The organism is Arthrobacter sp. PGP41 (assembly GCF_002953935.1).
Taxonomy (GTDB): domain Bacteria; phylum Actinomycetota; class Actinomycetes; order Actinomycetales; family Micrococcaceae; genus Arthrobacter.
In genome coordinates, this window is the sequence record NZ_CP026514.1 from 1,846,970 (window position 1) to 1,867,790 (window position 20,821).

21 protein-coding genes and 1 pseudogene are annotated in these 20,821 nt (G+C 62.7%); 10 read left to right on the plus strand and 12 right to left on the minus strand.

The features are described from left to right. Window positions 1–369: 369 nt before the first annotated feature. From C3B78_RS08365 to C3B78_RS08390, 6 genes are all read right to left on the minus strand, one after another. Window positions 370–1,287, minus strand: a complete 918-nt coding sequence (locus C3B78_RS08365; protein WP_234005553.1) for an HpcH/HpaI aldolase/citrate lyase family protein — start codon at window positions 1,285–1,287, stop codon at window positions 370–372. A gap of 16 nt (window positions 1,288–1,303) precedes the next feature. Continuing rightward, window positions 1,304–1,615 carry a hypothetical protein gene (locus C3B78_RS08370; protein ID WP_234005554.1) on the minus strand — a complete coding sequence of 104 codons (312 nt, stop codon included), beginning with the start codon at window positions 1,613–1,615 and terminating at the stop codon, window positions 1,304–1,306. Then, window positions 1,612–2,691 carry a tartrate dehydrogenase gene (locus C3B78_RS08375; RefSeq protein WP_104997655.1) on the minus strand — a complete coding sequence of 360 codons (1,080 nt, stop codon included), beginning with the start codon at window positions 2,689–2,691 and terminating at the stop codon, window positions 1,612–1,614. The genes C3B78_RS08370 and C3B78_RS08375 overlap by 4 nt, the downstream gene beginning before the upstream one ends. A 36-nt stretch (window positions 2,692–2,727) precedes the next feature. Then, entirely contained in the window at window positions 2,728–3,675 is a 948-nt protein-coding gene (locus C3B78_RS08380; RefSeq protein WP_104997656.1) for a phosphoglycerate dehydrogenase, read from the minus strand. A 115-nt stretch (window positions 3,676–3,790) separates the two neighbouring features. Then, window positions 3,791–5,167, minus strand: coding sequence for a cation:dicarboxylate symporter family transporter (locus C3B78_RS08385; RefSeq protein WP_199775363.1), 1,377 nt, complete (start codon window positions 5,165–5,167; stop codon window positions 3,791–3,793). Between the two features lie 92 nt (window positions 5,168–5,259). Continuing rightward, window positions 5,260–6,426 carry a mandelate racemase/muconate lactonizing enzyme family protein gene (locus C3B78_RS08390; protein WP_104997657.1) on the minus strand — a complete coding sequence of 389 codons (1,167 nt, stop codon included), beginning with the start codon at window positions 6,424–6,426 and terminating at the stop codon, window positions 5,260–5,262. Window positions 6,427–6,647: 221 nt separating this feature from the next. Here C3B78_RS08390 and C3B78_RS08395 point away from each other — a divergent pair, with 221 nt between their 5' ends. Then, window positions 6,648–7,349 carry a GntR family transcriptional regulator gene (locus C3B78_RS08395; RefSeq protein WP_104997658.1) on the plus strand — a complete coding sequence of 234 codons (702 nt, stop codon included), beginning with the start codon at window positions 6,648–6,650 and terminating at the stop codon, window positions 7,347–7,349. 1,033 nt (window positions 7,350–8,382) lie between these two features. Here the strand turns inward: C3B78_RS08395 and C3B78_RS08400 are convergent. From C3B78_RS08400 to C3B78_RS08415, 4 genes are all read right to left on the minus strand, one after another. Then, the gene (locus tag C3B78_RS08400; RefSeq protein ID WP_104997659.1) at window positions 8,383–9,705 is read right to left on the minus strand and encodes an NtaA/DmoA family FMN-dependent monooxygenase; all 1,323 of its coding nucleotides are present in this window, start codon (window positions 9,703–9,705) and stop codon (window positions 8,383–8,385) included. An 83-nt stretch (window positions 9,706–9,788) separates the two neighbouring features. Then, a complete protein-coding gene (locus C3B78_RS08405) occupies window positions 9,789–11,117 on the minus strand; it encodes an NtaA/DmoA family FMN-dependent monooxygenase (protein WP_104997660.1) in 1,329 nt (442 codons plus the stop codon). Between the two features lie 3 nt (window positions 11,118–11,120). Continuing rightward, on the minus strand, window positions 11,121–11,585 hold the full coding sequence (locus C3B78_RS08410) for a flavin reductase family protein (RefSeq protein WP_104997661.1): 465 nt from the start codon (window positions 11,583–11,585) through the stop codon (window positions 11,121–11,123). A 79-nt stretch (window positions 11,586–11,664) separates the two neighbouring features. Continuing rightward, on the minus strand, window positions 11,665–13,143 hold the full coding sequence (locus tag C3B78_RS08415) for an MDR family MFS transporter (protein WP_104997662.1): 1,479 nt from the start codon (window positions 13,141–13,143) through the stop codon (window positions 11,665–11,667). Window positions 13,144–13,334: 191 nt separating this feature from the next. Between C3B78_RS08415 and C3B78_RS08420 the strand changes: the two genes are divergently transcribed. After that, window positions 13,335–13,958, plus strand: coding sequence for a TetR/AcrR family transcriptional regulator (locus C3B78_RS08420; protein WP_104997663.1), 624 nt, complete (start codon window positions 13,335–13,337; stop codon window positions 13,956–13,958). Window positions 13,959–14,174: 216 nt separating this feature from the next. Then, window positions 14,175–14,768, plus strand: a complete 594-nt coding sequence (locus C3B78_RS08425; RefSeq protein ID WP_199775364.1) for a hypothetical protein — start codon at window positions 14,175–14,177, stop codon at window positions 14,766–14,768. Here C3B78_RS08425 and C3B78_RS08430 read toward each other — a convergent pair. Together C3B78_RS08430 and C3B78_RS08435 are read right to left on the minus strand one after the other, a co-directional pair. Then, a complete protein-coding gene (locus C3B78_RS08430) occupies window positions 14,670–15,431 on the minus strand; it encodes an SDR family NAD(P)-dependent oxidoreductase (RefSeq protein WP_104997664.1) in 762 nt (253 codons plus the stop codon). The genes C3B78_RS08425 and C3B78_RS08430 overlap by 99 nt on opposite strands. A 257-nt stretch (window positions 15,432–15,688) precedes the next feature. After that, the gene (locus C3B78_RS08435) at window positions 15,689–16,474 is read right to left on the minus strand and encodes an NADPH-dependent F420 reductase (protein WP_267895223.1); all 786 of its coding nucleotides are present in this window, start codon (window positions 16,472–16,474) and stop codon (window positions 15,689–15,691) included. Window positions 16,475–16,554: 80 nt separating this feature from the next. On the opposite strand from C3B78_RS08435, the gene C3B78_RS08440 reads away from it, so the two are divergent. The 7 genes and pseudogenes from C3B78_RS08440 to C3B78_RS08470 form a co-directional block, all read left to right on the plus strand. Continuing rightward, window positions 16,555–16,902 carry an ArsR/SmtB family transcription factor gene (locus tag C3B78_RS08440; protein ID WP_104997666.1) on the plus strand — a complete coding sequence of 116 codons (348 nt, stop codon included), beginning with the start codon at window positions 16,555–16,557 and terminating at the stop codon, window positions 16,900–16,902. A gap of 743 nt (window positions 16,903–17,645) precedes the next feature. Beyond that, window positions 17,646–18,380 carry an NADPH-dependent F420 reductase gene (locus tag C3B78_RS08450; RefSeq protein ID WP_104997668.1) on the plus strand — a complete coding sequence of 245 codons (735 nt, stop codon included), beginning with the start codon at window positions 17,646–17,648 and terminating at the stop codon, window positions 18,378–18,380. Between the two features lie 315 nt (window positions 18,381–18,695). Continuing rightward, on the plus strand, window positions 18,696–19,157 hold the full coding sequence (locus C3B78_RS08455; RefSeq protein WP_158677214.1) for an SDR family oxidoreductase: 462 nt from the start codon (window positions 18,696–18,698) through the stop codon (window positions 19,155–19,157). After that, entirely contained in the window at window positions 19,154–19,447 is a 294-nt protein-coding gene (locus C3B78_RS08460) for a Dabb family protein (RefSeq protein ID WP_104997670.1), read from the plus strand. Before C3B78_RS08455 ends, C3B78_RS08460 begins: the two co-directional genes overlap by 4 nt. A gap of 46 nt (window positions 19,448–19,493) precedes the next feature. Further along, window positions 19,494–19,661: a hypothetical protein gene (locus C3B78_RS19670; RefSeq protein WP_157238396.1), complete on the plus strand. Its 168-nt coding sequence runs from the start codon at window positions 19,494–19,496 to the stop codon at window positions 19,659–19,661. Window positions 19,662–19,938: 277 nt separating this feature from the next. Then, window positions 19,939–20,220: a PfkB family carbohydrate kinase gene (locus C3B78_RS20375; RefSeq protein ID WP_104997671.1), complete on the plus strand. Its 282-nt coding sequence runs from the start codon at window positions 19,939–19,941 to the stop codon at window positions 20,218–20,220. A 305-nt stretch (window positions 20,221–20,525) separates the two neighbouring features. Beyond that, a pseudogene (locus C3B78_RS08470) lies at window positions 20,526–20,678 on the plus strand (IS3-like element ISRhosp5 family transposase); the annotation flags it as partial. Window positions 20,679–20,821: the final 143 nt, after the last annotated feature.

Sequence of the window (20,821 nt, forward strand, 5' to 3'; positions counted from 1 at the left end):
CCGCGGCATTTGGCTGTCACTCGATCTGGCATTTCCGTGTGCGTGGAAATGTATCGTTCCGGCTGTCCGGTTCTATAGCCATTCAGTCCCGTAGCTGGCGTGATTGCGGAGCGCGTGTTCGACCCGGGCCGCTGCTCGGGCACGGCTGAGCAGGCATGTGGGGCGAGTATTGAAGCGAGTTCCTGGGCGACGAAGGTGCGGCGGCGGTCGGATGGGATTTCGGTGGTGACCTTTGTATCGGTAGTTTGCGTAGGCCATTCTTCTTCTTCCTGATATTGGTTGCCAATTACGGCAGTGTGCGGACCTGCCACGGACATGTGTTGTTGGCCATGTGCGCCCACTCAGCCATCTGGCCGGGTGGGGGAGGCGCTAGAGCGCTGGCTGCACCCCGAAGGCGACGGCGAGCTTCATGATTTTCTCGGCGCGGCCCAGGCGGGGCAGGTCGGATCCGTCGCGGATGACACGGCCGTTGGCTTCGAAGTCCGCCATGAAGTCCGTGGCCCAGGCGACATCGGACGGTGTGGGGCTGATGACCTCGTTGACGACGGGGGTCTGGTCGATGGCCAGGCAGAACTTGCCGGTCATGCCCATCATCACAGTGATGCCGGTCTGCTCGCGCAGGATGGGGTGGTTGGTGCCCACGGTTGGGCCGTCGATGGGGCCCGGCAGGTTGCCCGCCCGGCTGGCGACAACGAGCTTGGCGCGCGGGTAGGCCATCGCTTCGGCGGTGGCGGCCATGCCGGTATCGCGGCGGAAGTCACCGGAGCCGAAGGCGAGGCGGAAAGCGCCCTGGGCCTTGGCAATGTTGTTGGCTTCCTCGATGCCGACGGCCGATTCCACCAGCGGGATAACGGGGGTGTTGCCGTCCATGCGGTGGAAGGATTCGGTGACCTGGTCAGCGGACTCGGTCTTGGCCAGCATGACGCCGAGCAGGCCCGGGGTGCCGCGCAGGCCAGCGAGGTCGTCCGCCCAGAAGGGGCGGGTGGCATCGTTGATCCGGACCCAGGCCTTGCCGCCTGCGGTAAGCCAGTCCACCACGTGGCCCCGGGCCTGGTCCTTCTGCGACGGGTCCACGGCATCTTCAATATCCAAGATGATCGAGTCGGCGCGGGACACGGCCGACTGGTAAAAAAGCTCGGTCTTCATGGCATTAACAAGGAGCCAAGACCGGGCGATCTCTGCCGGGATGTGGCGTTCGGGGGTGAAGTTCGGGAACGCATCACTCGGTGCTGGGGAAGAGGAGGAAGTATCTCCGGCGCTTTGGGACATGTAAATTGGCTGCGTCATGGGTCTCCCTGCTGGGTCAGTTACGTGCTGGTGCGGTGGATGTCATGCGGTAGCAGAGCCCGTCTTCGGCTTCTTCCGGTTCTGCCCACACCTCGATCCCGCGCGCGGCTTCGTACATGGTGCGTGGTTGTGCGGCGTCTCCTGCAATCCAGAGTGCTGTGGAGTCTGCCATGGCATCATCGATGGTTCCGGTGCGGATGATCCTGCCTTTTTGGCGGATCTGGACCCTCGCTCCGATGAGCCGGTTCCAATGGATGTATTGGCGGAGCATGATCCGCTCTCCGAAGACAGGTGCGTGCTGCTTGCTGACTCCGGTTGATGGGGTCATGGTGCGGTCAGGGCTAATGCCACTGCCTTGCCCAGTTCTTCGGTGGTGGCGTTGCCGCCCATGTCCGGTGTGAGTGCCTGGTGCCCGTGGGCGAGTACCGTTTCCATGGCGGTGGTGATGGCGGCTGCGGCTTCGGGTTCTCCGAGGTGGTCGAGCATCATGGCGGCGCACCAGATTTGCCCGATGGGGTTGGCGATGCCTTTGCCGGCGATGTCCGGGGCGGAGCCGTGGACGGGCTCGAAGAGGCTGGGGAATTTGCGTTCGGGGTTGATGTTGCCGCTGGGGACGATGCCTATGGTTCCGGTGCAGGCTGGTCCGAGGTCAGAGAGGATATCTCCGAAGAGGTTGCTGGCGACGACGACGTCGAACCAGTCGGGGTGCATGACGAAGTTAGCGGCCAGGATGTCGATATGGTACTTGTCCACGCTGACGTCACTGAAGTCCTTGGCCATGTCCTGGACGCGTTCGTCCCAGTAGGGCATGGTGATGGAGATGCCGTTGCTCTTCGTGGCGGAGGTCAGGTGCTTTTTGGGTCGGCTCTGGGCGAGATCGAAGGCGTATTTGAGGATGCGGTCCACGCCGGTGCGGGTCATGACGGTTTCCTGGACCACGGTTTCGCGGTCGGTGCCTTCGAAGATTTTCCCGCCGATGCTGGAGTATTCGCCTTCGGTGTTTTCGCGCACGACGTAGAAGTCGACGTCGCCCGGGGCGCGGCCGGCCAGGGGGCTGGGGACGCCGGGCAGGAGTTTGACCGGGCGGAGACTGACGTACTGGTCAAAGTGACGGCGGAACTGCAGCAGGCTTCCCCACAGCGAGATGTGGTCGGGAACGACGTCGGGCCATCCGACGGCGCCGAAGAAGATGGAGTCGAACTGGTTTAACTGGTCGAACCATCCGTCGGGGAGCATTTTGCCGTGCCGGGTGTAGTAGTCCGCGGAGGCGTAGTCGAAGTGCTCGTATGTGAGGTTGAGGTCGAATGCTGAGGCTGCTGCGTCGAGGACGCGCAGCCCTTCGGGCACGACTTCGGTGCCGATTCCGTCGCCGGGAATGACTGCGATGCGGTGGGGTTTCGACATCAGGGATCCTTCGTTGCTTTGATTCGGGGGTTCGGGTTAGCGGTCGACAGGGTGTGCCGGTTCGCGGTTTTCGAGGACGTCGATGACGGCGTGCGCGGCGGCCAGCCCAGCCCGGGTCCGGGCCTCGGCCGTTTGTCCTGCAAGGTGGGACGTGATGAGGATGTTGTCCAAGCGCCGGAGGGGGCTGTCTACGGGCAGGGGTTCGTTCTCGAGCACGTCCAGAGCGGCGCCGGCGATGGTGCCGTCGTAAAGCGCGGTGGTCAGCGCTTCTTCGTCCACGAGTGAGCCGCGGGCTGTGTTGATGAGAACGGCGGTGCGTTTCATCGCCTTTAGCCGGGACGCGTCGATAAGTTTGCCAGCGGACTGTCCTGCGCGGGTGTGCAGGGAGAGGTAGTCGGCCTCGCGAATGACGGTGTCGAGGTCGGTGAACTGGACCGAAGTGCTGTCGAGGTCGGGGTGGATGGTGCTGACCATAACGGTCATGCCGAGGGCGATGCCGAGGTTTGCGGTGGCGCGTCCGCTGGGGCCGTAGCCGATGATGCCGAGGGTGGAGCCGCGCAGTTCATGGCCGGCTTCGCGGGGCCAGTGTTCTTGGCGTACCGCGGTCGTGACCTCCAGGAGGCGGCGTGCGGTCATGATGATCAGTCCGATGGTGAGTTCGGCGACGGAGTGGTGGTTGGTTCCGGGGGCGTTGCAGACCCGTATCCCTTGTGCGGCAGCGGCCTGGATGTCGATGGAGTCATACCCTACGCCGCTGCGTGCGATGACTTTCAGGGATGCGGCGCCGGTGAGCATGTCGGCGGTGACCGGTTCGCTGGCAAGGATCGCACCGGAGATGCCGTCGAACAACGAGCGGCGTTCCTCAATGGTCCGTGGGCCCCGGGAGGGTGCGTAGACCGGTTCCAGGCCGTGTTCGCGCAGGAGCTGGTCAACGGTATCTCCCGGGTGGAGGTAGTCGGTGGTGATCAGGATACGGGCGGCCATATGCAGGTGGATTCCTAATTTGGTTCGTGCGGAGGCGCTGCCGTCAGCGGCTGTGGATTTACGGTTCACACGGGCAGGGCCGCCGCGGTGTGCGGCGGCCCTGCATGCTGCGGTGTTAGTGGACGTCAACCTTGTCCGCTTCCACAGCGGTCGGTGTCTTTGCTTCGATTTCCTTCTTCTTCTGGCCGGCGGCGTGCAGGGCCTGGCGTGCCTGTTCGGGGTCGTAGTCCTTTTCCCACTTACCGACGACGACTGCTGCCATCACGTTGCCGAGGACGTTGATGAACACCCGTCCTTCGTTCAGGAGCCGGTCGATGCCGACGATGAGGGCGAGGGCGGCCAGGGGGATGCCGCCGACGGAGCTCAGGGTGCTGGCCAGGACGATGAACGCGCCGCCTGCAATTCCAGCGGTGCCCTTGCTGGTGAGCATCATGACGCCAACCATGACCAGTTGCTGTTCCCAGGAGAGGTCCATGCCTACGGCCTGGGCCAGGAATACGGAGGCCATGGTCAGGTAGACCGCGGAGCCGTCGAGGTTGAAGGAGAACCCGGACGGGATGACGATGCCGACGGTGGATTTGCCGACGCCCATGGCTTCGAGCTTCTTGATCAGCTGCGGAAGGACCGCTTCGCTGGAGCAGGTGCTCAGTGCGATTAGCAGTTCGGCCTTGAAGTACCGCATCACGGTGAAGATGTTCAGTCCGCAGGTACGGGCGATGATGCCCAGGATCACCAGGACGTAGAGGACGCAGGTTCCGGTGAACAGCAGGACGAGGTAGCCGAGTTGCTGCAGGCTTTGGGTGCCGTAGTTGGCCACTACGGCGGCCAGTGCGCCGAAGGTGCCGATGGGGGCAAGGCGCATGACCCAGTTGACGATCTTGAAGATGACTGTGGATAGAGCCTGGATGCCCTTGGTCAGGAAGGCGCCGGCTTCACCGGATACATTCATTGCGGCACCGAAGATGATGGAGACCATCAGGGCGGCAATGATGGTGTGGCCGGTCAAGGCGCCAAACAGGGATTCGGGGATGATGTTGTTGACGAACTCGATGCCGTTGAAGCCTTCGCTGGCCTTGGCGGGAACCTTGCTGGAGTCCAGCTGGGACGGATCGATGTTCATGCCATCGCCGGGACGGAAGACGTTGGCAACAACCAGGCCGATGAGCATCGACAGCAGCGACAGGGCAAGGAAGTAGCCCAGTGCCTTCACCCCGATGCGGCCGGCCTTGCGCAGGCTGTCCATGGATGCGATGCCAAGGGAAACAACGCAGAACACCACCGGAATGACGATCATCTTCACCAGGGCGATGAACCAGTCGCTGAGCGGGGTGAGCTGTTTGCCGACTTCGGGGAGGAGGAAGCCGACGGCGATGCCCAGGACTGCACCCAGGACGACTTGGAACCAGAGTTCGCGCATCAGCCGGCCGAACCGGGATCGCTGCTTGGGCGGGTGGGTGGAATGTTGCGGGTTCTGCATGGTGTGGGACGACATCTTGGGTGCTCCTTTGCACGACAGACAGAGAAAATTGGAGAGGTGCGGTCCCGGGCAGTGATACTGCCCGGGACCAGGGCACTACCAGAGGGTTAGCTGTGCAGTTCGCGCAGGACCTTGTAGAACTCTGCCTTGCCTTCAAGGCCGATGCCGGGCAGGTCGCCCGGGGCCACGCGGCTGTTGACGATGACCGCGTCGTCGGTGAAGCCGCCGGTGGGCTGGAACTCGCCCGGGTAGGACTCGTTTCCGCCGAGCTTGAGGGCTGCGGCGATGTGTAGGGAGAACTGGTGTCCGCCGTGCGGGATGCAGCGGCGTGAGGACCAGCCGTGCTGGGCGAGCATGTCCTGGATCCGGCGGTATTCAGTCAGGCCGTAGCTCAGGGCCGGGTCGACCTGGATGAAGTCGCGGTCCGGGCGCATCCCGCCGTAGCGGACCAGGTTGCGGGCGTCCTGGAGGGAGAACAGGTTCTCCCCGGTTGCGATCGGGTTTTTATAGTGCTCGGAGAGAGTGGCGTTCAGGGCGTAGTCCAGCGGGTCGCCGACTTCCTCGTACCAGAACAGCCCGTACTGGTCGATGGCTTTGCCGTATTCCAGCGCCGTCTCCAGGTCAAACTTGCCGTTGACGTCCACCATCAGGCGGGAGCCGTCGCCGTCGAGAACCTCGATCACGGCTTCGATGCGGCGAAGGTCTTCGGCCAGGTCGGCGCCGCCGATCTTCATCTTGACCACGTCGTAGCCCTTGGCCAGGAAGCCGCGCATTTCGTTCTGCAGGTCCTCCAGGGACTTGCCCGGTGCGTAGTAACCGCCGGCGGCGTAGACGAAGACATCCTTGTCCGGGTTGCCGTCACCATAGTGATCAGAGATCCACCGGTACAGCGGGACGCCGGCGATCTTCGCGGCCAGGTCGTGCAGGGCCATGTCGGCCACGCCAACAGCGACCGAGCGCTCACCATGGCCGCCGGGCTTCTCGTTGGACATCATCAGGTCCCACGCCTTTTCCGGCGAAAGCTGGCCGTCCTCATCCAGAAGGTCCTCGGACGGGGCATCCATGATCCGCGGAAGGATGCGGTCCTTCAAGATGCCCGTGGCGTTGTAGCGGCCATTGGAGTTAAACCCGTAGCCCACCAGAGGCTTTCCGTCGACGAACACATCAGAGACAAGCGCGATGATCGTGCAGTCCATCTTGGTGAAGTCAATGAAGGCGTTCCGGATCGAGGAACTGATGGGGATGGTGCCTACGTGAGCGGAAACGATTTTCATCTTTGAAACTCTCCTGAGTAGTGTCTTATTTCTTATAAGACCCGGATTGAGGTCAACCCGGGGTGCTAGGGGCAGGCAGCCCGTCGAACGAATATCTTATAAGACCTGCGATAAAGGTTAGCGGGGAGTGATGGTGCGCACAAGTCTTTCCAAGGGATTTCTTATAAGATGTTCCATGGGGAGCGAGGCTGCCCCGTTCAGAAAGAGATTCGGAGCGTCAGATGAGCACCACGAACGTTTTTTCCAGTAAGGGCAGTCTGGCGTACAGCGAACTCCGCCAGCTGATCCTCTCTGGCGGCCTTGCCCCCGGCTCACGCGTTTCCCAGTACGAACTGGCGGACAAGATGCAGATGAGCATCACACCCCTGCGCGAAGCGATCCGCCGACTCTCAAGCGAAGGCCTGATCATCATGGACACCCACCGGGACTCCCGCGTGGCTGACGTGAGTGCGTCAGAGGCCCGCGAACTGCTGGAAGTCCGCCTCTCGCTGGAGCCGTCAGCGACCGAGCTGGCGGCACACCGCCGGACCGAAGCCGACATCGTCGCCATGCGGATTGCAGCCGAGAAGCTCCTGCCGGTCACCCGGGTCTGGGGCGAAGACGCCATCACAGCACACCGCGATTTCCACCGGGCCGTCTACGCCGCCTCCCACAACACCAGCATGATCAAGCTCCTCGATGACCTGTGGGACAAGTCCGACCGCTACCGTCGCCTCGGCCTGGAACTTCCCTCCGGCGATGAACCCCGCACCATCGACCTTAACCAGCACCACCAGATCCTTGAACTTGTCGCCTCCGGCGATGGCCCCGGCGCAGCCGAACTCGCCCGGACCCACATCGCCAACAGCCTCACAGCCTCAGTAACCGGAGCCCTGGAGGAACGCGAGAACGTCCAAGGTGTAACCCTGGAGAACACTGCCTGATATTCGCCGATGTTCAGGAACAGGCTACTTCTAACTGCCCTTGTACCGCACGGACTATTCAGCCAGAGATGTAAAACCTCACGGAAGACTGGGCTACATCGACGGTGCCATTGAGTCTGGTGGAACGGTTGCCAAAAGAGTGCTGAGCGCGCTTCGAGCCGGAGCTGTGGAGGTCCACTAGCCCGCCTCTACCTCACGAGTCACTGTTGACAATCTCGGCGGAACTACTTGTTCATCAGCCGAATCGGCCCGGTTGATGGCGCGTCTGCGCTGAATCTCGGTCGTTAGCCCAGAGGAGCAAAGGTTGGCCCTGCCCATCGTTTACGCGCAGGCACCTTCCTTCCGGCAGCCTTACGTTGGCCTGGTGGTGACTTGTTTCGACAGGGTCACCACCAGGCGAAAACGCGTCCCCGAATGTTAGACATGGGCTTTTTCAAGGAACGGCGGGAACACTGATGCCGTGCCCAACGTGATCTAGCGTCGACGGGAGCGTGGAAAGCGCTGGGAGTGCCAGAGGTTGGATTCGTAGGACCAGCGGGCGTAAACCTCGTCTTCGGTGCGAAGATCATCGATCACCCGGCCGGAACTGGTGGGGATTCTGATCCGTCCAGGGCTGGGGTCAATTCAGGTTATCCACCGCTGGAAATTGGGAGCCGTGGGGGTAGCTCCCTGGCAGCAGTAGCGGTGGATAACCTTGAGAATTGTCCCCGGCTGTGGGCGGGCGGACCTGACTTCTCTTTAAAACGTAGATCAATTCCAGTTGTTCTGAGGACCAGGCAAGGGACCGTGTGTCAGCTATAGGTGTGCCTCAACTGATGAACTTCCCGTCCGAGGCCCCAGATGTGTGAATCGCAGCGATAAGTGGCGGCCTTTTTCGCAGCACTGGTTGTCACCCGGCTGGTCGTAAATTGATCGTTCAGCATGCACCCGGCTCCTTCGTCCAAGCGCCTAATCTCCGACTTGGCTAATCAATCCGGTTGGCCAAGAGGCACAATCAAAGAATCGTCGATTGTAAAGTCGGCGGCCATCCGCATCACCGTGTTACGCGCGGGTCGACTCCATATTGGGCTGGGGAGTTCAAATGATCGCGCAGGGTGGCGCCGTCATAGTCCCGGTGGAACAGACCTCGGTCTTGGAGGATCGGCACGACGCTGTCGACGAAGGCATCGACTCCGCTGTTATAGATGTCCGGGGATACCCAGAAGCCGTCGACGGCGTCGGATTCGAACCAACTCTGCATGTGGTCGGCGGCTTCGGCTGCCGGGCCGACGATGACGGGGTGGTAGTCGATGACGCCGTGCGCGAGTATGTCGCGGACGGTCCAGCCTTCGCGCGCGATCTTCAGTGCGTGGATCGAGCGGGGGTCGGTCGGTGATGGTCGAGCTTCGGATAACTGCGCAAGGGAGAGTGGTTCATCGAGGTGTGCGGGATCAAGGTACAGGCCGAGCATCCGCCCGAGATACGCAGCGCGATGAGGGAACGTTCGTGCGCTCAGCGTGATGCGGCGATCGAGGCCTTCTCGTTTATCGGGGGTGATCGTCGTCATCAGGCCGGCGAAGAACTTGATCTCGTCCGGGTTCCGTCCGGCGCGTTCGGCTGCTTCACGGAACGCGGTGCGCTGTGCACGCGCATCGTCGATCGTGAAGGCCGCGCCGATGACGGCGTTTGCCCAGCGTCCGGCGAACTCGTGGGCGTTTCGACTGCCTCCGGCGTGGAAGATGACGGGTTGCCCCTGTTCGGACGGAGGAATGTACAGGGGCCCGCGGGAGGCGACGTGTTCGCCACCAAGGTTGATCGGGGCGACCTGCTCCGGGTCGGCGAAACGGCCCGTGGCCTTGTCGTGTACCCAGGCGGTCTGGCCCCAGCTGCCCCAGAGAGCCTGCACGAGTTGGACGGTCTCGTGTGCTCTTCCGTAGCGTTCCGGGCTGGACGGAATATGTTGGCCGTAGTTGGCGGCGACGTCTTCGCCGCTGGACGTGACGGCGTTCCATCCCGTCCGTCCGTGACTCAGGACGTCGAGTGCTTTGAACTGTCGGGCGAGGTTGAATGGTTCGTTGAAGGTGGTGGAGCCGGTGGCGACGAGGCCGATATGGCTAGTTTCGCGGGCGACCGCTGCCAAGGTGACCATGACGTCGAGGTTGAAGTTGGGTGGCTCGTTCGCGATGTCGCCGACGTGGGTGGGGCCGTCGGGGAGGAACAGGAATTGGAGTTTTCCGCGCTCGGCGGCCTGGGCGTGCCGAACTTTCGCGTCGAAGCTCGTATAGCTTGTGGGATCGACTCCTGGGGCGCGCCAGGCGCCAGGCAGGTTGCCGTACCCGTTACCCAAGTGCAGGCCGATGAGCATCTGTCTGGTCATGATGTTTTCTCTCCGTGTGTAAATCTGAGCTGTCGTTGCTGTCGAGTGCGCTCTAAGTGTGGGCTGTGTAAGAGGACCCGTTGTTAGGGAGTCCGCGTTCGACGGTGCAGTCCGTACTGGTGGTCGATGCCGAGATTCTCGCGGAGGGTCTCGCCTTCGTACTCGGTGCGGAACAGGCCGCGCTGCTGCAGGATCGGAATGACTCCGTCGACGAAGGACTCCATTCCCTCGGGAATAACACCGGGGATGACCCAGAAGCCGTCCGCGGCATCAGCTTCGAACCATTCCTGCAGGTGATCGGCGATGACTTCGGGGGGACCGATAGGGGAAGGGTGGTAGTCGATGACGGCGTGGTGGAGTACTTGACGCACGGTCCAGCCTTCCTTGGCGACCTCAAGCGCTCTAGGCGATCGCGGGTCACCGGGGTTGGCCCGTGCGACGGCCAACTGATCCGCGCGCAGTGGGGCGTCGAGGTCGATTGTCCCCAACGGCAAGCCGAGGAGCTGGCCGAGATGGCGCACCTGCTGCTCGATGTCGGGTTCGATCAGCTTTCCGCGTCGAGCAAGAGCCTCCGCGTGGGTCGACGCGATGGTGGGCATCACTCCGACGAAGAACTTGACATCATCAGGGCTGCGACCGGCAGATTCGGCGGCGTGGCGCACTGCTGAGCGCTGATGCCGGGCCTCCTCTATGGTAAAGACCTCACTGATAAGGACGTCGGCGTAGCGGCCGGCGAAGGCGAGGCTGTGCGGGCTGGCGCCAGCGTGGGCCATGACCGGCTGGCCCTGCTTGGAGGGCGGGATCTCCAGTGGGCCGCGGGAGGAGACGTAAGTTCCTCTGAGGTTCACGGGCGAGATTTTGGACAGGTCGGTGATCCTCCGGGACTGCTGGTCGCCGATCCAGGCATCCTCTTCCCAGCTCCCCCAGAGCGCCTGGACGATCTGAACGACCTCGTCTGCGCGGGCATAGCGAGTGTCACGGTCCTCGATCGCGCGCCCGAAATTCGCGGCGGCCTGAGGTGACGAGGTGGTCACGGCGTTCCAGCCCATGCGCCCGCCGGAAACGACGTCGAGGGACTTGAGCACGCGGGCGATGTTGTAGGGCTCCTGGAAGGTGGCGCTGACAGTGGTGACGAGACCGATCCGCTCGGTAGCCAGGGCGATGGCGGTAGCCACGATGGTCGGCTCGAGGGTCTGGTTCGGCGCGTGCGCCTCACTGCGCTGGGTCTGCGCGAGGAAGTCGCCGAGGAAAAGGAAATCGAACATGCCACGTTCGGCGGCCTGAGCGGCGCGCACCAGGACGTGGATGTTGTCGTAGTCGTGGGGATCGACCCCGGGTTCCAACCACGCGTAAGGGCTGGCGCCGTAGGGAGTGGCACTTGCTGCGGCCAGATGCATCTTCTTACGGGACATCGTCTACTCTCTCTCGCACTGGATCGTAGCGACCTGACGGTTGTAAAAGGTCAAGGGGCTCATGTCGTCGTAGCGCTGGTGGTCTATGACTTCGAAGAGAACGAGCTCGTGGTCACCAGCCGGCACGTGCTGGTGGGGCCGAACGACGAAGGTGGCTGCCGCCTGCGGCAGGGTGCGTGCCTGGGCGGTGGCGTGATCTAGAGTGATGCCGTCGAGCCGGGCGGGGCCGGACAGGCGAAGCTGAGACACGAGTGCGAGGTGAGACTCTCCCAGAATCGTGATACCCAACTCTTTCGCTTGGCGAAGCCGGGGCCAGGTGGTCGAGGTATGGGTAAAGGCCATGGAGACGAGTGGCGGGTCCAGAGAAAGGCTGGTGAAGGAGTTCGCGAGCATCGCCTCGTTCTGGCTGTTGACCTCGGCGGCTATAAGTGCCATTCCGGTGGGGTAGGCGGCGAAGGAGTGACGCATGGTAGCGGCTGACGAGGTTTGCAATGTCGATATCTTCCCTATCGGATGATCGAGGGTTTCGGAGCAGGCGGGGTGATGCTCAGTGCCCAACGGGCACCTGGGGACCGCTGGAGGCGGGCTTGCGGATGAAGAATGCGAGCGGGATTGCGATAAGCGAGAGGACCGCTCCACAGACGAACGCGGCGTGGATGCCGTCGGCCGTGGCCGCCATGACGCTGGCCCCTTCTTCGATTCGCGGTGTCGATGTCGCAGTCATCACCGTGAAAAACACCGCGATGCCGACCGCGCCGGCGAGCTGCTGTACGGTGCTGACCGTGGCGCTGCCGTGGGAGTAGAACTGCGGGCTGAGCGATGCGAGCCCCGAGGTGAACAACGGGGTGAATGCGAGGGCCAGGCCGATACTCAGCACGATGTGGGCGACGAGGACCGTGACGATGCTCGAACCAGCGCCCAGCGTCGTCATGAACCACAACGCACCGCTCACGATGATCGAGCCCGGAACAACGAGTACGGTCGGTCCGACTTTGTCATAGATGCGCCCGACGAACGGCGCGAGGAACCCCATCACAAGTCCGCCGGGCAGCATCAGCAAGCCGGTGGTCAGGGCATCGAGTTCGAGCACGATCTGCGTGTATATCGGCAGCAGGGTGAGAGTGCCAAACAGTGTGGTCGTGTAGATCGCGATCACGGCCATCGCGAGCGTGAAGCCCGAGCTCGTGAAGGTGCGCAGGTCAAGCAGTGCGCGGTCTGTGCGTTGCAGCTGCAACTGGCGCAGGATGAAAAGCGCGATGCCTGCTGCGCCAAGGGCGAGGGGCGCCCAGCTGGTCGGGCTGGAGATTCCTGCCTCGGTCTCGCCGATGTGACTGAGGCCAAAAACGAGCCCGCCGAAGCCGATGGCCGAAAGAACGACCGACACGTAATCGAGCGGGGTCTTGCGCGGCTCGCTGACGTTGGGTATGCGCAGGACCCCGACCACGAGAGCAAGTACGGCGACCGGCAGCACGATGATGAACATCCAGCGCCAGCTCAGCGCGCTCAGGATGAGGCCCGACACGGTCGGGCCGACCGCGGGGGCGACAGAGATCACGATCGAGACGTTGCCCATCACGCGTCCGCGTCGCTCTGCGGGGACGAGGGTGAACATGGTGGTGAAAAGCAGGGGGATCATGATCGCTGTACCCAAGGCCTGCACGACGCGTGCGCCGACCAGGATCTCAAAGCCGGGCGCGATGGCCGCGATGAGTGTGCCGATACTGAACAACGACATGGCGCTGCTGAAGATCGCACGGGTACTGACGCGCTGCAGCAGGAAGCCGGTGATCGGAATCACGACCGCCATGCTGAGGAGGAAGGCGGTGGTGAGCCACTGCGCCGCGCTTGCCTCGATGTCGAAATCGTCCATGAGGTGAGGAAGTGCGACGCTCATGATCGTTTCGTTCAGGATGACGACAAACGTTGAGGCGAGCAGCACACCGATCGCGAGCCGATTGCGCCCGTCGACCTCCTGCGGATGAGTATGCGCCACATGAGGAAGCGATGCGGTGGAGGTGCCTGACATAGCTACGTTCCGTTCATTGAGAGGTTGATTTGGAGGCGACGACACCCGGTCATCACGCTGGATCGACGAGTCAGACCTGTGGTGACACACCATCGGCGACCAGCAGCGTGCTCTATAGTGGAGAGCGTCTCCCATTAGGTGAACGACTATACGGAGACACTCTCCGTTTTGTCAAAAGTGAGGCAACCGTTATGTCCAGGACCGCCACGAGCAGCGCCCGCGCCCCGCGGGCGGATGCCCGACGCAATCGAGATCACATCCTCGACGCCGCCGAGCAGTACTTCTCTAAGCACGGAGTGGGCGGCTCGCTCGACGCGATCGCGAAACAAGCAGGCGTCGGCGCGGGAACCCTGTACCGGCATTTTCCCAACCGGGAAGCTCTGCTCGCGGCCTTGCTCGCCGCGCGCGATGAGGCGTTGATGTCCCGCAGAGACGAGCTCCGCACCAAGGCGGCTAACGCGGCCGACGCACTCGACGGCTGGCTCGAAGCGCTAACCGAGTGGGCAGGCGCGTTCGACGGGCTGCCCGACCCCCTCCGCGCTGCGGCGGCCACCAGCACATCCCCGCTCGCAGTTACATGCGAAGGATTCATCACAACAACCGAGGAGTTCTTGCACGCCGCACAACGAGATGGAAGTGCCCGGAAGGAGATTCGGGCACGGGATCTCTTCTTGGTCGCACTGGCCACGAGCTGGGTCCGCGGAGCGGCTTTGGCCGATGGCACATCCGCCGCGGCCCTGGCCGGTATCACCAGAAACGGGTGGGAACTGAACTCGTCCTACACACGCGGGGTGTCAGCGACAACCGCCGACTAGAACGTCACATCATATGGGACGGATCGACAACATTAAGGGAGAACACCATGAACCGAATCGGAATCACGACTGGCCGTAAGGGCCGGCTACGAGGTCCTCATCGCAAACTCGCGAGGACCGGAGACACTTGCCGGCCTGATCGAAGAGCTCGGCCCTCGGGCGTAGGCCGGCGACGTCCGCGCCGCAGTTGAGTTCGGCGACATCCCGGTCCTGGCCGTGCCGCTGGCCGCCTACCCGAACCTGCCTGTGGAGGCCTTCGCCGGGAAGACGATCCTCTCGACCGGGAACTACTACCCCTTCAACAACATCCTCTTCCACTACATCCCGAACCTCGCGCACTCCACTCCCCGGACCGCGCTGGCAATCGCCGGTGACAACGACGAGGCCAAGACGCGGATCGCGGCGATCGTGGACGCCCTCGGCTTCGACACCATCGACGCCGGAACGCTAGCTGAGTCATGGCGCTTCGAACCGGACTCCGGTGCCTACACCCCGATCTACGCCGCCGACCTGGAAGGCATGAAGCGGGACTACCTCGGGGAACCCCGGAGCGCCTGTCTCCGCAGAACGCCTCGGGGAGCTACTCGCCGCTTCACACCGCCCCGACGTCGCCGCGCGACAGTTCTGACCGCGACCTACTCAACAGGCCAGGAAAACACCTCTGGCACCCCGGAAGAGCGCCCCGACGCGGGACTCTCCCGGGGTTCAGGTCTAGTGGGCGGCGTAGCCGCCGTCGATGATCAGTTCCTCACCGGTGACGAATCCGGCCTCGTCGGACGCGAGATACAGGATGCCGTAAGCGACGTCTGATGCCTCGCCGATGTGCGGCGGCAGAATTGAGTTGGCGGCATCCGCAGCCTGTTCTTTGGTGACGCCATAGTTCTTGATGAGGTTTGTGTAGATGGGCCCCGGGTGGACGGAGTTCACCCGGATACTGTCACCGGCGAAATAGTTTGCCGCGTGCTTGGTCAGGGATCGCACCGCACCCTTTGAAGCCGAGTAGGCGGCGCTGGCGCCATCGGCCGCCCCTGAGATGATTCCACCCAGCGACGACACGTTCACGATGGCTCCGCGCCCGGCGGTCTGCATGCTGGGAATGACGTTCTTCATTCCCAGCCAGGTGCCGGTGGTGTTGATCGCGAGTACCTTGTTCCACTCGTCGAGTTCAGTCTCGAGAAGACCCTTGGCGAGGGCGATGCCGGCGTTATTGACCAGGATGTCGATGGTCCCCCACGCAGCAGTGACGTCCGCGACCACGCTCTTCCAGGACTCGGGAGAACTGACGTCGAGCGTATGTGTGAGCACCTCCGCTCCCGTGGCGGCAATTTCCTCAACCGCACGGGCGAGTGCATCCTCGGAGATGTCGGTCGCGACGACCTTGGCCCCCTCGGCTGCGAAGAGCTGAGCGGTGGCAAGACCGATACCGCTGGCAGCTCCGGTGATGATGGCAACCTTGCCTTTTAAGCGTGACATGTGATGTTTCTCTGTTCTCTCAATATGGTCTCGCCGATGACGAGCCATGCGGCTATGTGGCCGCTCGTTTGTCGGCGGGGTCGCACTCGGACGCGTCCGGGCCGGGTTCCAGCCAGGAGATGAGCGCGGCATTCGGATCGCCGGCCAGGAATGTGGCGCGACGTCGAAGTGATCGGACGAAGGATCGTCCCGGGATCGTGTGAGGGCTTATGACCCGGCCAGCCGCAGCGCCCCCTGCCTATTCAGGCTCTCGAGATTCACTCGTGTGCCGAACGGTTGATGGCGACCGTCTCGTCTAACGAGGGCATTGCCTCGAGTGAAGCGAAGCGCTCGCCCAGCTGGTCACGCGTCACGGGCGCCTTGTCTTTCTCAGCCGCGGCAATAGCCTTGGCGAGGTCTTCCAGGCCCAGCTCGGTGCAGTAGGCCGGGGTGCCGGGCTGCTGACGCCACGAGTCGGCAATTACGCCGGCGTCGAAGGGGTCAAAGCCGGTGTCGTCAACGAGGCCCATGACCGTCGCACGAGCCTCGGCGGAGTCCGCAGCGACAGGGATTGCAATTCGGCCAGGAGATCCTGCGGGGAGTCCCTTGGTCTGCTGGGTACCGGCCAGTGCTGCATTCCATGTCTTAACCACGGGGCGCCCGAGCTGTTCCTGGCTCCATGCGCTTTCGACCTGACCGGCGTCGACGGCTGCTACCGGCCCGACCATGGATGGGTAGTAGTTCGAGGTGTCAACGATGATCGCGTCCGCGGGTGCCTTGGTGAGCAGATCGGTGAGCTTGGGCTGGACGGAAAACGGAACCGACAGGATGACCACGTCACGGTCCTCCACTGCACCATCGAGTTCTACGGCATGTGCGCCCGCGGCGACGACCTCGGTGGCAATAGCCTCGGGTCCACGAGCATCGGCCACGTTCACATCGTGGCCGGCCTCGCTCAGTCGGCGTGCAAGGTTCCCGCCGATAGCTCCGGCGCCGATAACAGTAATCTTCATCTGGTTTTCCTTTGTCGCAGGATCCCATGGAGAGCACCAGGGGATGTACACTAAGTCATGTACATAAAAAAGCGTAACACGATGTACGTGGATATGTGTACATGATGTCGGTTACAGGGAGGAATGATGCTGTGGCAAGTCGTTTAGCAAACCCGTTGACCATGCCGGATGAACAAGACCTGGACCTGTTCGCGGTGATGTCTGCGCTCGTCGACCCCACCCGCCGCGCGATCGTGGAAATGGTTGCCGCGGCGCCTGGAGAGGCGTGCAGCAGGTCGGACTTCGGCGTTTCGAAATCGGCACTGACCCGGCACTGGCGCGTTCTTCGAGAGGCGGGCGTCATCAAGCAAGAAGCCCAGGGCAATCGGCACAGGAACTGGCTCCGCAGAGAGGAGCTCGACCGACGCTTCCCTGGCCTGTTGGACTTGGTAATCGCCGCGGACGCGAGTTCCAAGACCGATTCACCTTCGAGTCACTAAGAATCGCACCCGGAAGGCTCCATGCGCTGTTGCGCACGTGTCCCTGCCTCTTCTGCGGGGCTGCAGGGCGCGCCCGCAGTCCTAACGGAAAAGCGAGTGGGGCTGCGGATGGTGGGTGGCGGCTGGCTTCCGCTCTGGAGCGACTTGGAAATCAACCGCTTTTCGACGGCTACTGGTACCTTCGCGAGCTCCGGTTCGCGGAATTCTGAGGGTGGCGATGTTATCAAGTTGCGTCTCAGCGAAAACTGTCTCAGGTTCGTGACGATGAGGAGTTTGCGAGTCACAAAGGCCGAGTGAGACTTTTTGGATACACCCGATGTCTAGGTTGACGCTGCCGACGATGACGATATCGGGGGCGGGGTTGTATCTTCTTTTTTTCATTGTTTTTTCTCCTCGTTTTTGTGGAGGTCTGGTGTTGTTCAGGCTCGTTCCGGCGATGCCGGGTACGCCGAAGTCGGAGCCGCTGCACCCGGTGCCGGGTTCCTGGGCGATGAACTCGATGAACGAGCGCCGGGTGGGACGTTCAGCGCGGACACGGCGAAGAGGTTGAGATCCTCCTCAGGCGGGCCATGAGGGAATTCGCCAAGCGACTGGCCGGCGTGGTTGCCCTATCCATCGGGTGGTGATCCATCACAGACCAAAGATGTACACATTCAGGCGTACATCTGCTAGGCTTCTTGTACGCGAATGAGTGTACATTCGGTCCTCACCTGTCGTGGGACCAACCAACGAAGGAAACACCTATGAAGATCACAGTTATCGGCGCTGGAGCTATCGGCGGCAACATCGCACGTCGTCTCAGCGAAGCTCGACACGACGTTCTCGTCGCTGACGCCCGCGGACCGGAAGTCGTCGCTGAAGAAGTCCTCGCCGCGGGCGCGCTTGCTGCCGAGATGGACGCCGCGGTCACGGACCGCGACGTGATCGTGCTGGCGGTCCCGTTCTCGGTACAGCGGGATCTCGCAGATCTCCTGGCCAGTGTGTCTAGGGACACGATCGTGGTCGACACGTCGAACTATTACCCCTACATGATGGGCCCGGTTGAGGCAGTAGACAACGGACAGGTCGAGAGCGAATGGAGCCAGGAGCAGCTCGGTCGTCCCGTGGTGAAGGCATGGAATGCAGCACTGGCCGGTACCCAGCAGACCAAGGGACTCCCCGCAGGATCTCCTGGCCGAATTGCAATCCCTGTCGCTGCGGACTCCGCCGAGGCTCGCGCTACGGTCATGGGCCTCGTGGGCGACACCGGCTTTGACCCCTTCGACGCCGGCGTAATTGCCGACTCGTGGCGCCAGCAGCCGGGCACCCCGGCCTACTGCACCGAGCTCGGCCTGGCAGACCTCGCCAAGGCTATTGCCGCGGCCGAGAAAGACAAGGCGACGATCACGCGTGACCGTCTCATCGAGTACTTCGGCTCTTTCGAGAAGATGCCGTCTCTGGACGAAACTGTCGCGATCAACCGCGCAGCACATAATTAGCGTCTGCCAAAAACAGGGCAAACATCAGGCGACGTCTATACAGGAAGGCCGTAATCATCACAGGAGCGGCCGGGGGGCAAGGCAAGTTTGAGGCTAAGCTCTTCGCCCTTAGGGCACGAAGGTCGTCGCCACGGACCTCACGCGCTGTTAGAGAGACGGTCGCAGAGATCAAATGAAGCGACTGGATCCAAGGCAGCCGTCGGGCTCAAGCACAACATCGTCACGAAGAGCGACTGCGTCGACTTCGTTCCAAAGGCCGCTGAGGCGTTCGGCAAGGTGGACACCCCTGATCAACACCGGCCAGACACAGGATATGTGGGACATCGACGCCGGCGAGACGATCCGCATCCTCGACGTCAACATCCCCGGCACGCCGCTCGAAGCTGCGATGCCGAGATCAAGAAGAACGGCACGGGTTCGATCGTCAAGATCTCGTCTGCAGCCGGTCTCGTGGGCGGTGTCAGCGGTGGCCCAGCGGCGTACTCGGCTATCAAGGAGGCTCTGCGCGCGATCACGAAGAAGATCGCGCTGGACGTTGCCAAGGCCGACGTCCGCCTGAATACGGTCCGATCGCGGCTCACCCGCACCCCCATTATAGAAGCCATGTCGAAGGAAACCGCCGACGCGGTCCTCTCGAAGATCCCGATCTTCGGCGCCGATCCGATCGACATCACCTACCGCGTGCTCTTCCTCGCCGAGCCGCGGGTTCGTGACCGGAACCGACGCCGACATCATCATCGACGGCGGCCACGCCGCCCAGTAAAGGAGACACCATGATCCGACACATCGTTTTATTCCGCGTCATCGAAGGCACACCGGCGAAGCGCGTGCAGGAGGCCATCGATCGACTTGAAGCACTCGTCGGTGTCATCCCCGGCCTGCGCTCTTTAAAGGCAGGCATCGACATAGGTATCGAAGGAAACTTCGACTTCGGCCTCGTCGCCGAGCTCGATGACCGCGCCGCCCTGGAAGTGTTCTCGGCCGACCCCACCCACATGGAGGTGGCCATGTTCATCCTCGAGTTCCGCAAAAACACCGACATTGCCATCCTCGACCTCGAGATTTAACAACGCGGGGCCCCCGAACTAGCGGTTCGGGGCCCCGCTTGTGGCGATGGCAGACAAGGCGGGTTTCGGATCCCAGCAGAACTGTGACAGAACTTCGCCCGCAACTGCCGAAAACTCGATCGTCGTCGTCAGCGAGGCCAACGCGACGGTGAGTCCCCACAGCGTCACGGAAGCAGCCGAAGCTGCCGCAGAAGCAGCCGAAGTGCTCGCCTGAAGTGCCGCTGGACGTAATTCGCAGAGCTGCGCAGCGGTCGAGGGGGATCTTTGTGCTCAACCCCGCGCGGGCCCGAGCGCTCGACACGGAACTCCTGGTGCTGGTGCGATGTGATGTTCGTTAACGAAGGCGCGTTCGAGGTCATCTTCGGCCAGCGCGTCCCAGAGAACCCGGCTCTGCTTGGGGGGCCATGGCCGGACGAAAGGCGCCGACCTTCCTCGTCGTAACTCTCGGAGGTCGAAGCGCCCTGATCTAGCTCAGCGGAGAGTCGACCCAGATCCCAGCGCCCTCGGTGAATGTGGTGGACACCACTGGCGCCGGCGACACTTTCGTGGGAGTCCTCGGTAACGCCCTGACCAAGGGCGAGTCCCTCCTCATGCCGCGAACAGGGCGGTCTGCCAGGCGTCCCTCTCGACGCAGTCCCTCGGTGCAACCTCTGGCATGCCCACGGCCGTCGTCGTCCGCGAACTCCAGGGAGAACCCGCCCCTGTCTACGACCAGTGAGAACCAGCGCTCAGGCTGTTACGCCGTTTCCGGGAAGGTACACCTTGCCAGCTAGCATCTGGGCTGGGGCAACTCGTCGATATCGTGGTCCTTGCTGCCCTCTCGGTGGACCTTTCTCTTCCCCCCATGTAGATTCCGTCAAGCCATGGCGACATCCGGATATGGGATAACGACGACCCCGGCACGGAAACGCTCATTCCAACCTTGCTTGCCGGGTGTACGAGGAGACGGTCTCTCTGCTAATCGTGTATCACGAGCAAGGAGGGCTTTCGGTACACCGAAGCGACGGCCCGCTGCGGGGTGAGAGTCTTTTTCGCCGCCTTGTTCGCTCTTGTTCGCCTCTCGGGGATCCGGCACTGCACCACCGTCCCCGGCCCGGCCGCGGCAAGGATCCCGGACATCCTGGGCCGGGACTTCACTGCTTCGGCCCCGAACCAGCGCTACGTCGGGGACATGACCTACCTGCTGATCAAGGGCTCCAAGCCGTGGTACCTAGCCACCGTCATCGACCTGTACGCCTGAACGCCTCCAGCGCGTCCCGCCGTACCGGCCCACGTTCGCGGACCCGTATCGGAAGCACCTGCCCAGCCGCCGGGCGACCGAGCCCAGGGCCGGTTCAACAGCTCCTCCGCGAGACCCCTGAGCTGGGCTACCAG

What these genes read in the sequence shown, in the direction of transcription:
- C3B78_RS08405 (WP_104997660.1), bottom strand. Translation starts at nt 11,117, where the DNA reads ATGTCCCGTAAGAAGATGCATCTGGCCGCAGCAAGTGCCACTCCCTAC.
- C3B78_RS08415 (WP_104997662.1), bottom strand. Translation starts at nt 13,143, where the DNA reads ATGTCAGGCACCTCCACCGCATCGCTTCCTCATGTGGCGCATACTCAT.
- C3B78_RS08430 (WP_104997664.1), bottom strand. Translation starts at nt 15,431, where the DNA reads ATGTCACGCTTAAAAGGCAAGGTTGCCATCATCACCGGAGCTGCCAGC.
- C3B78_RS08365 (WP_234005553.1), bottom strand. Translation starts at nt 1,287, where the DNA reads ATGACGCAGCCAATTTACATGTCCCAAAGCGCCGGAGATACTTCCTCC.
- C3B78_RS08400 (WP_104997659.1), bottom strand. Translation starts at nt 9,705, where the DNA reads ATGACCAGACAGATGCTCATCGGCCTGCACTTGGGTAACGGGTACGGC.
- C3B78_RS08370 (WP_234005554.1), bottom strand. Translation starts at nt 1,615, where the DNA reads ATGACCCCATCAACCGGAGTCAGCAAGCAGCACGCACCTGTCTTCGGA.
- C3B78_RS08390 (WP_104997657.1), bottom strand. Translation starts at nt 6,426, where the DNA reads ATGAAAATCGTTTCCGCTCACGTAGGCACCATCCCCATCAGTTCCTCG.
- C3B78_RS19670 (WP_157238396.1), top strand. Translation starts at nt 19,494, where the DNA reads ATGGCAGACAAGGCGGGTTTCGGATCCCAGCAGAACTGTGACAGAACT.
- C3B78_RS08380 (WP_104997656.1), bottom strand. Translation starts at nt 3,675, where the DNA reads ATGGCCGCCCGTATCCTGATCACCACCGACTACCTCCACCCGGGAGAT.
- C3B78_RS08410 (WP_104997661.1), bottom strand. Translation starts at nt 11,585, where the DNA reads ATGCGTCACTCCTTCGCCGCCTACCCCACCGGAATGGCACTTATAGCC.
- C3B78_RS08460 (WP_104997670.1), top strand. Translation starts at nt 19,154, where the DNA reads ATGATCCGACACATCGTTTTATTCCGCGTCATCGAAGGCACACCGGCG.
- C3B78_RS08420 (WP_104997663.1), top strand. Translation starts at nt 13,335, where the DNA reads ATGTCCAGGACCGCCACGAGCAGCGCCCGCGCCCCGCGGGCGGATGCC.
- C3B78_RS08385 (WP_199775363.1), bottom strand. Translation starts at nt 5,167, where the DNA reads ATGTCGTCCCACACCATGCAGAACCCGCAACATTCCACCCACCCGCCC.
- C3B78_RS08395 (WP_104997658.1), top strand. Translation starts at nt 6,648, where the DNA reads ATGAGCACCACGAACGTTTTTTCCAGTAAGGGCAGTCTGGCGTACAGC.
- C3B78_RS08375 (WP_104997655.1), bottom strand. Translation starts at nt 2,691, where the DNA reads ATGTCGAAACCCCACCGCATCGCAGTCATTCCCGGCGACGGAATCGGC.
- C3B78_RS08450 (WP_104997668.1), top strand. Translation starts at nt 17,646, where the DNA reads ATGAAGATCACAGTTATCGGCGCTGGAGCTATCGGCGGCAACATCGCA.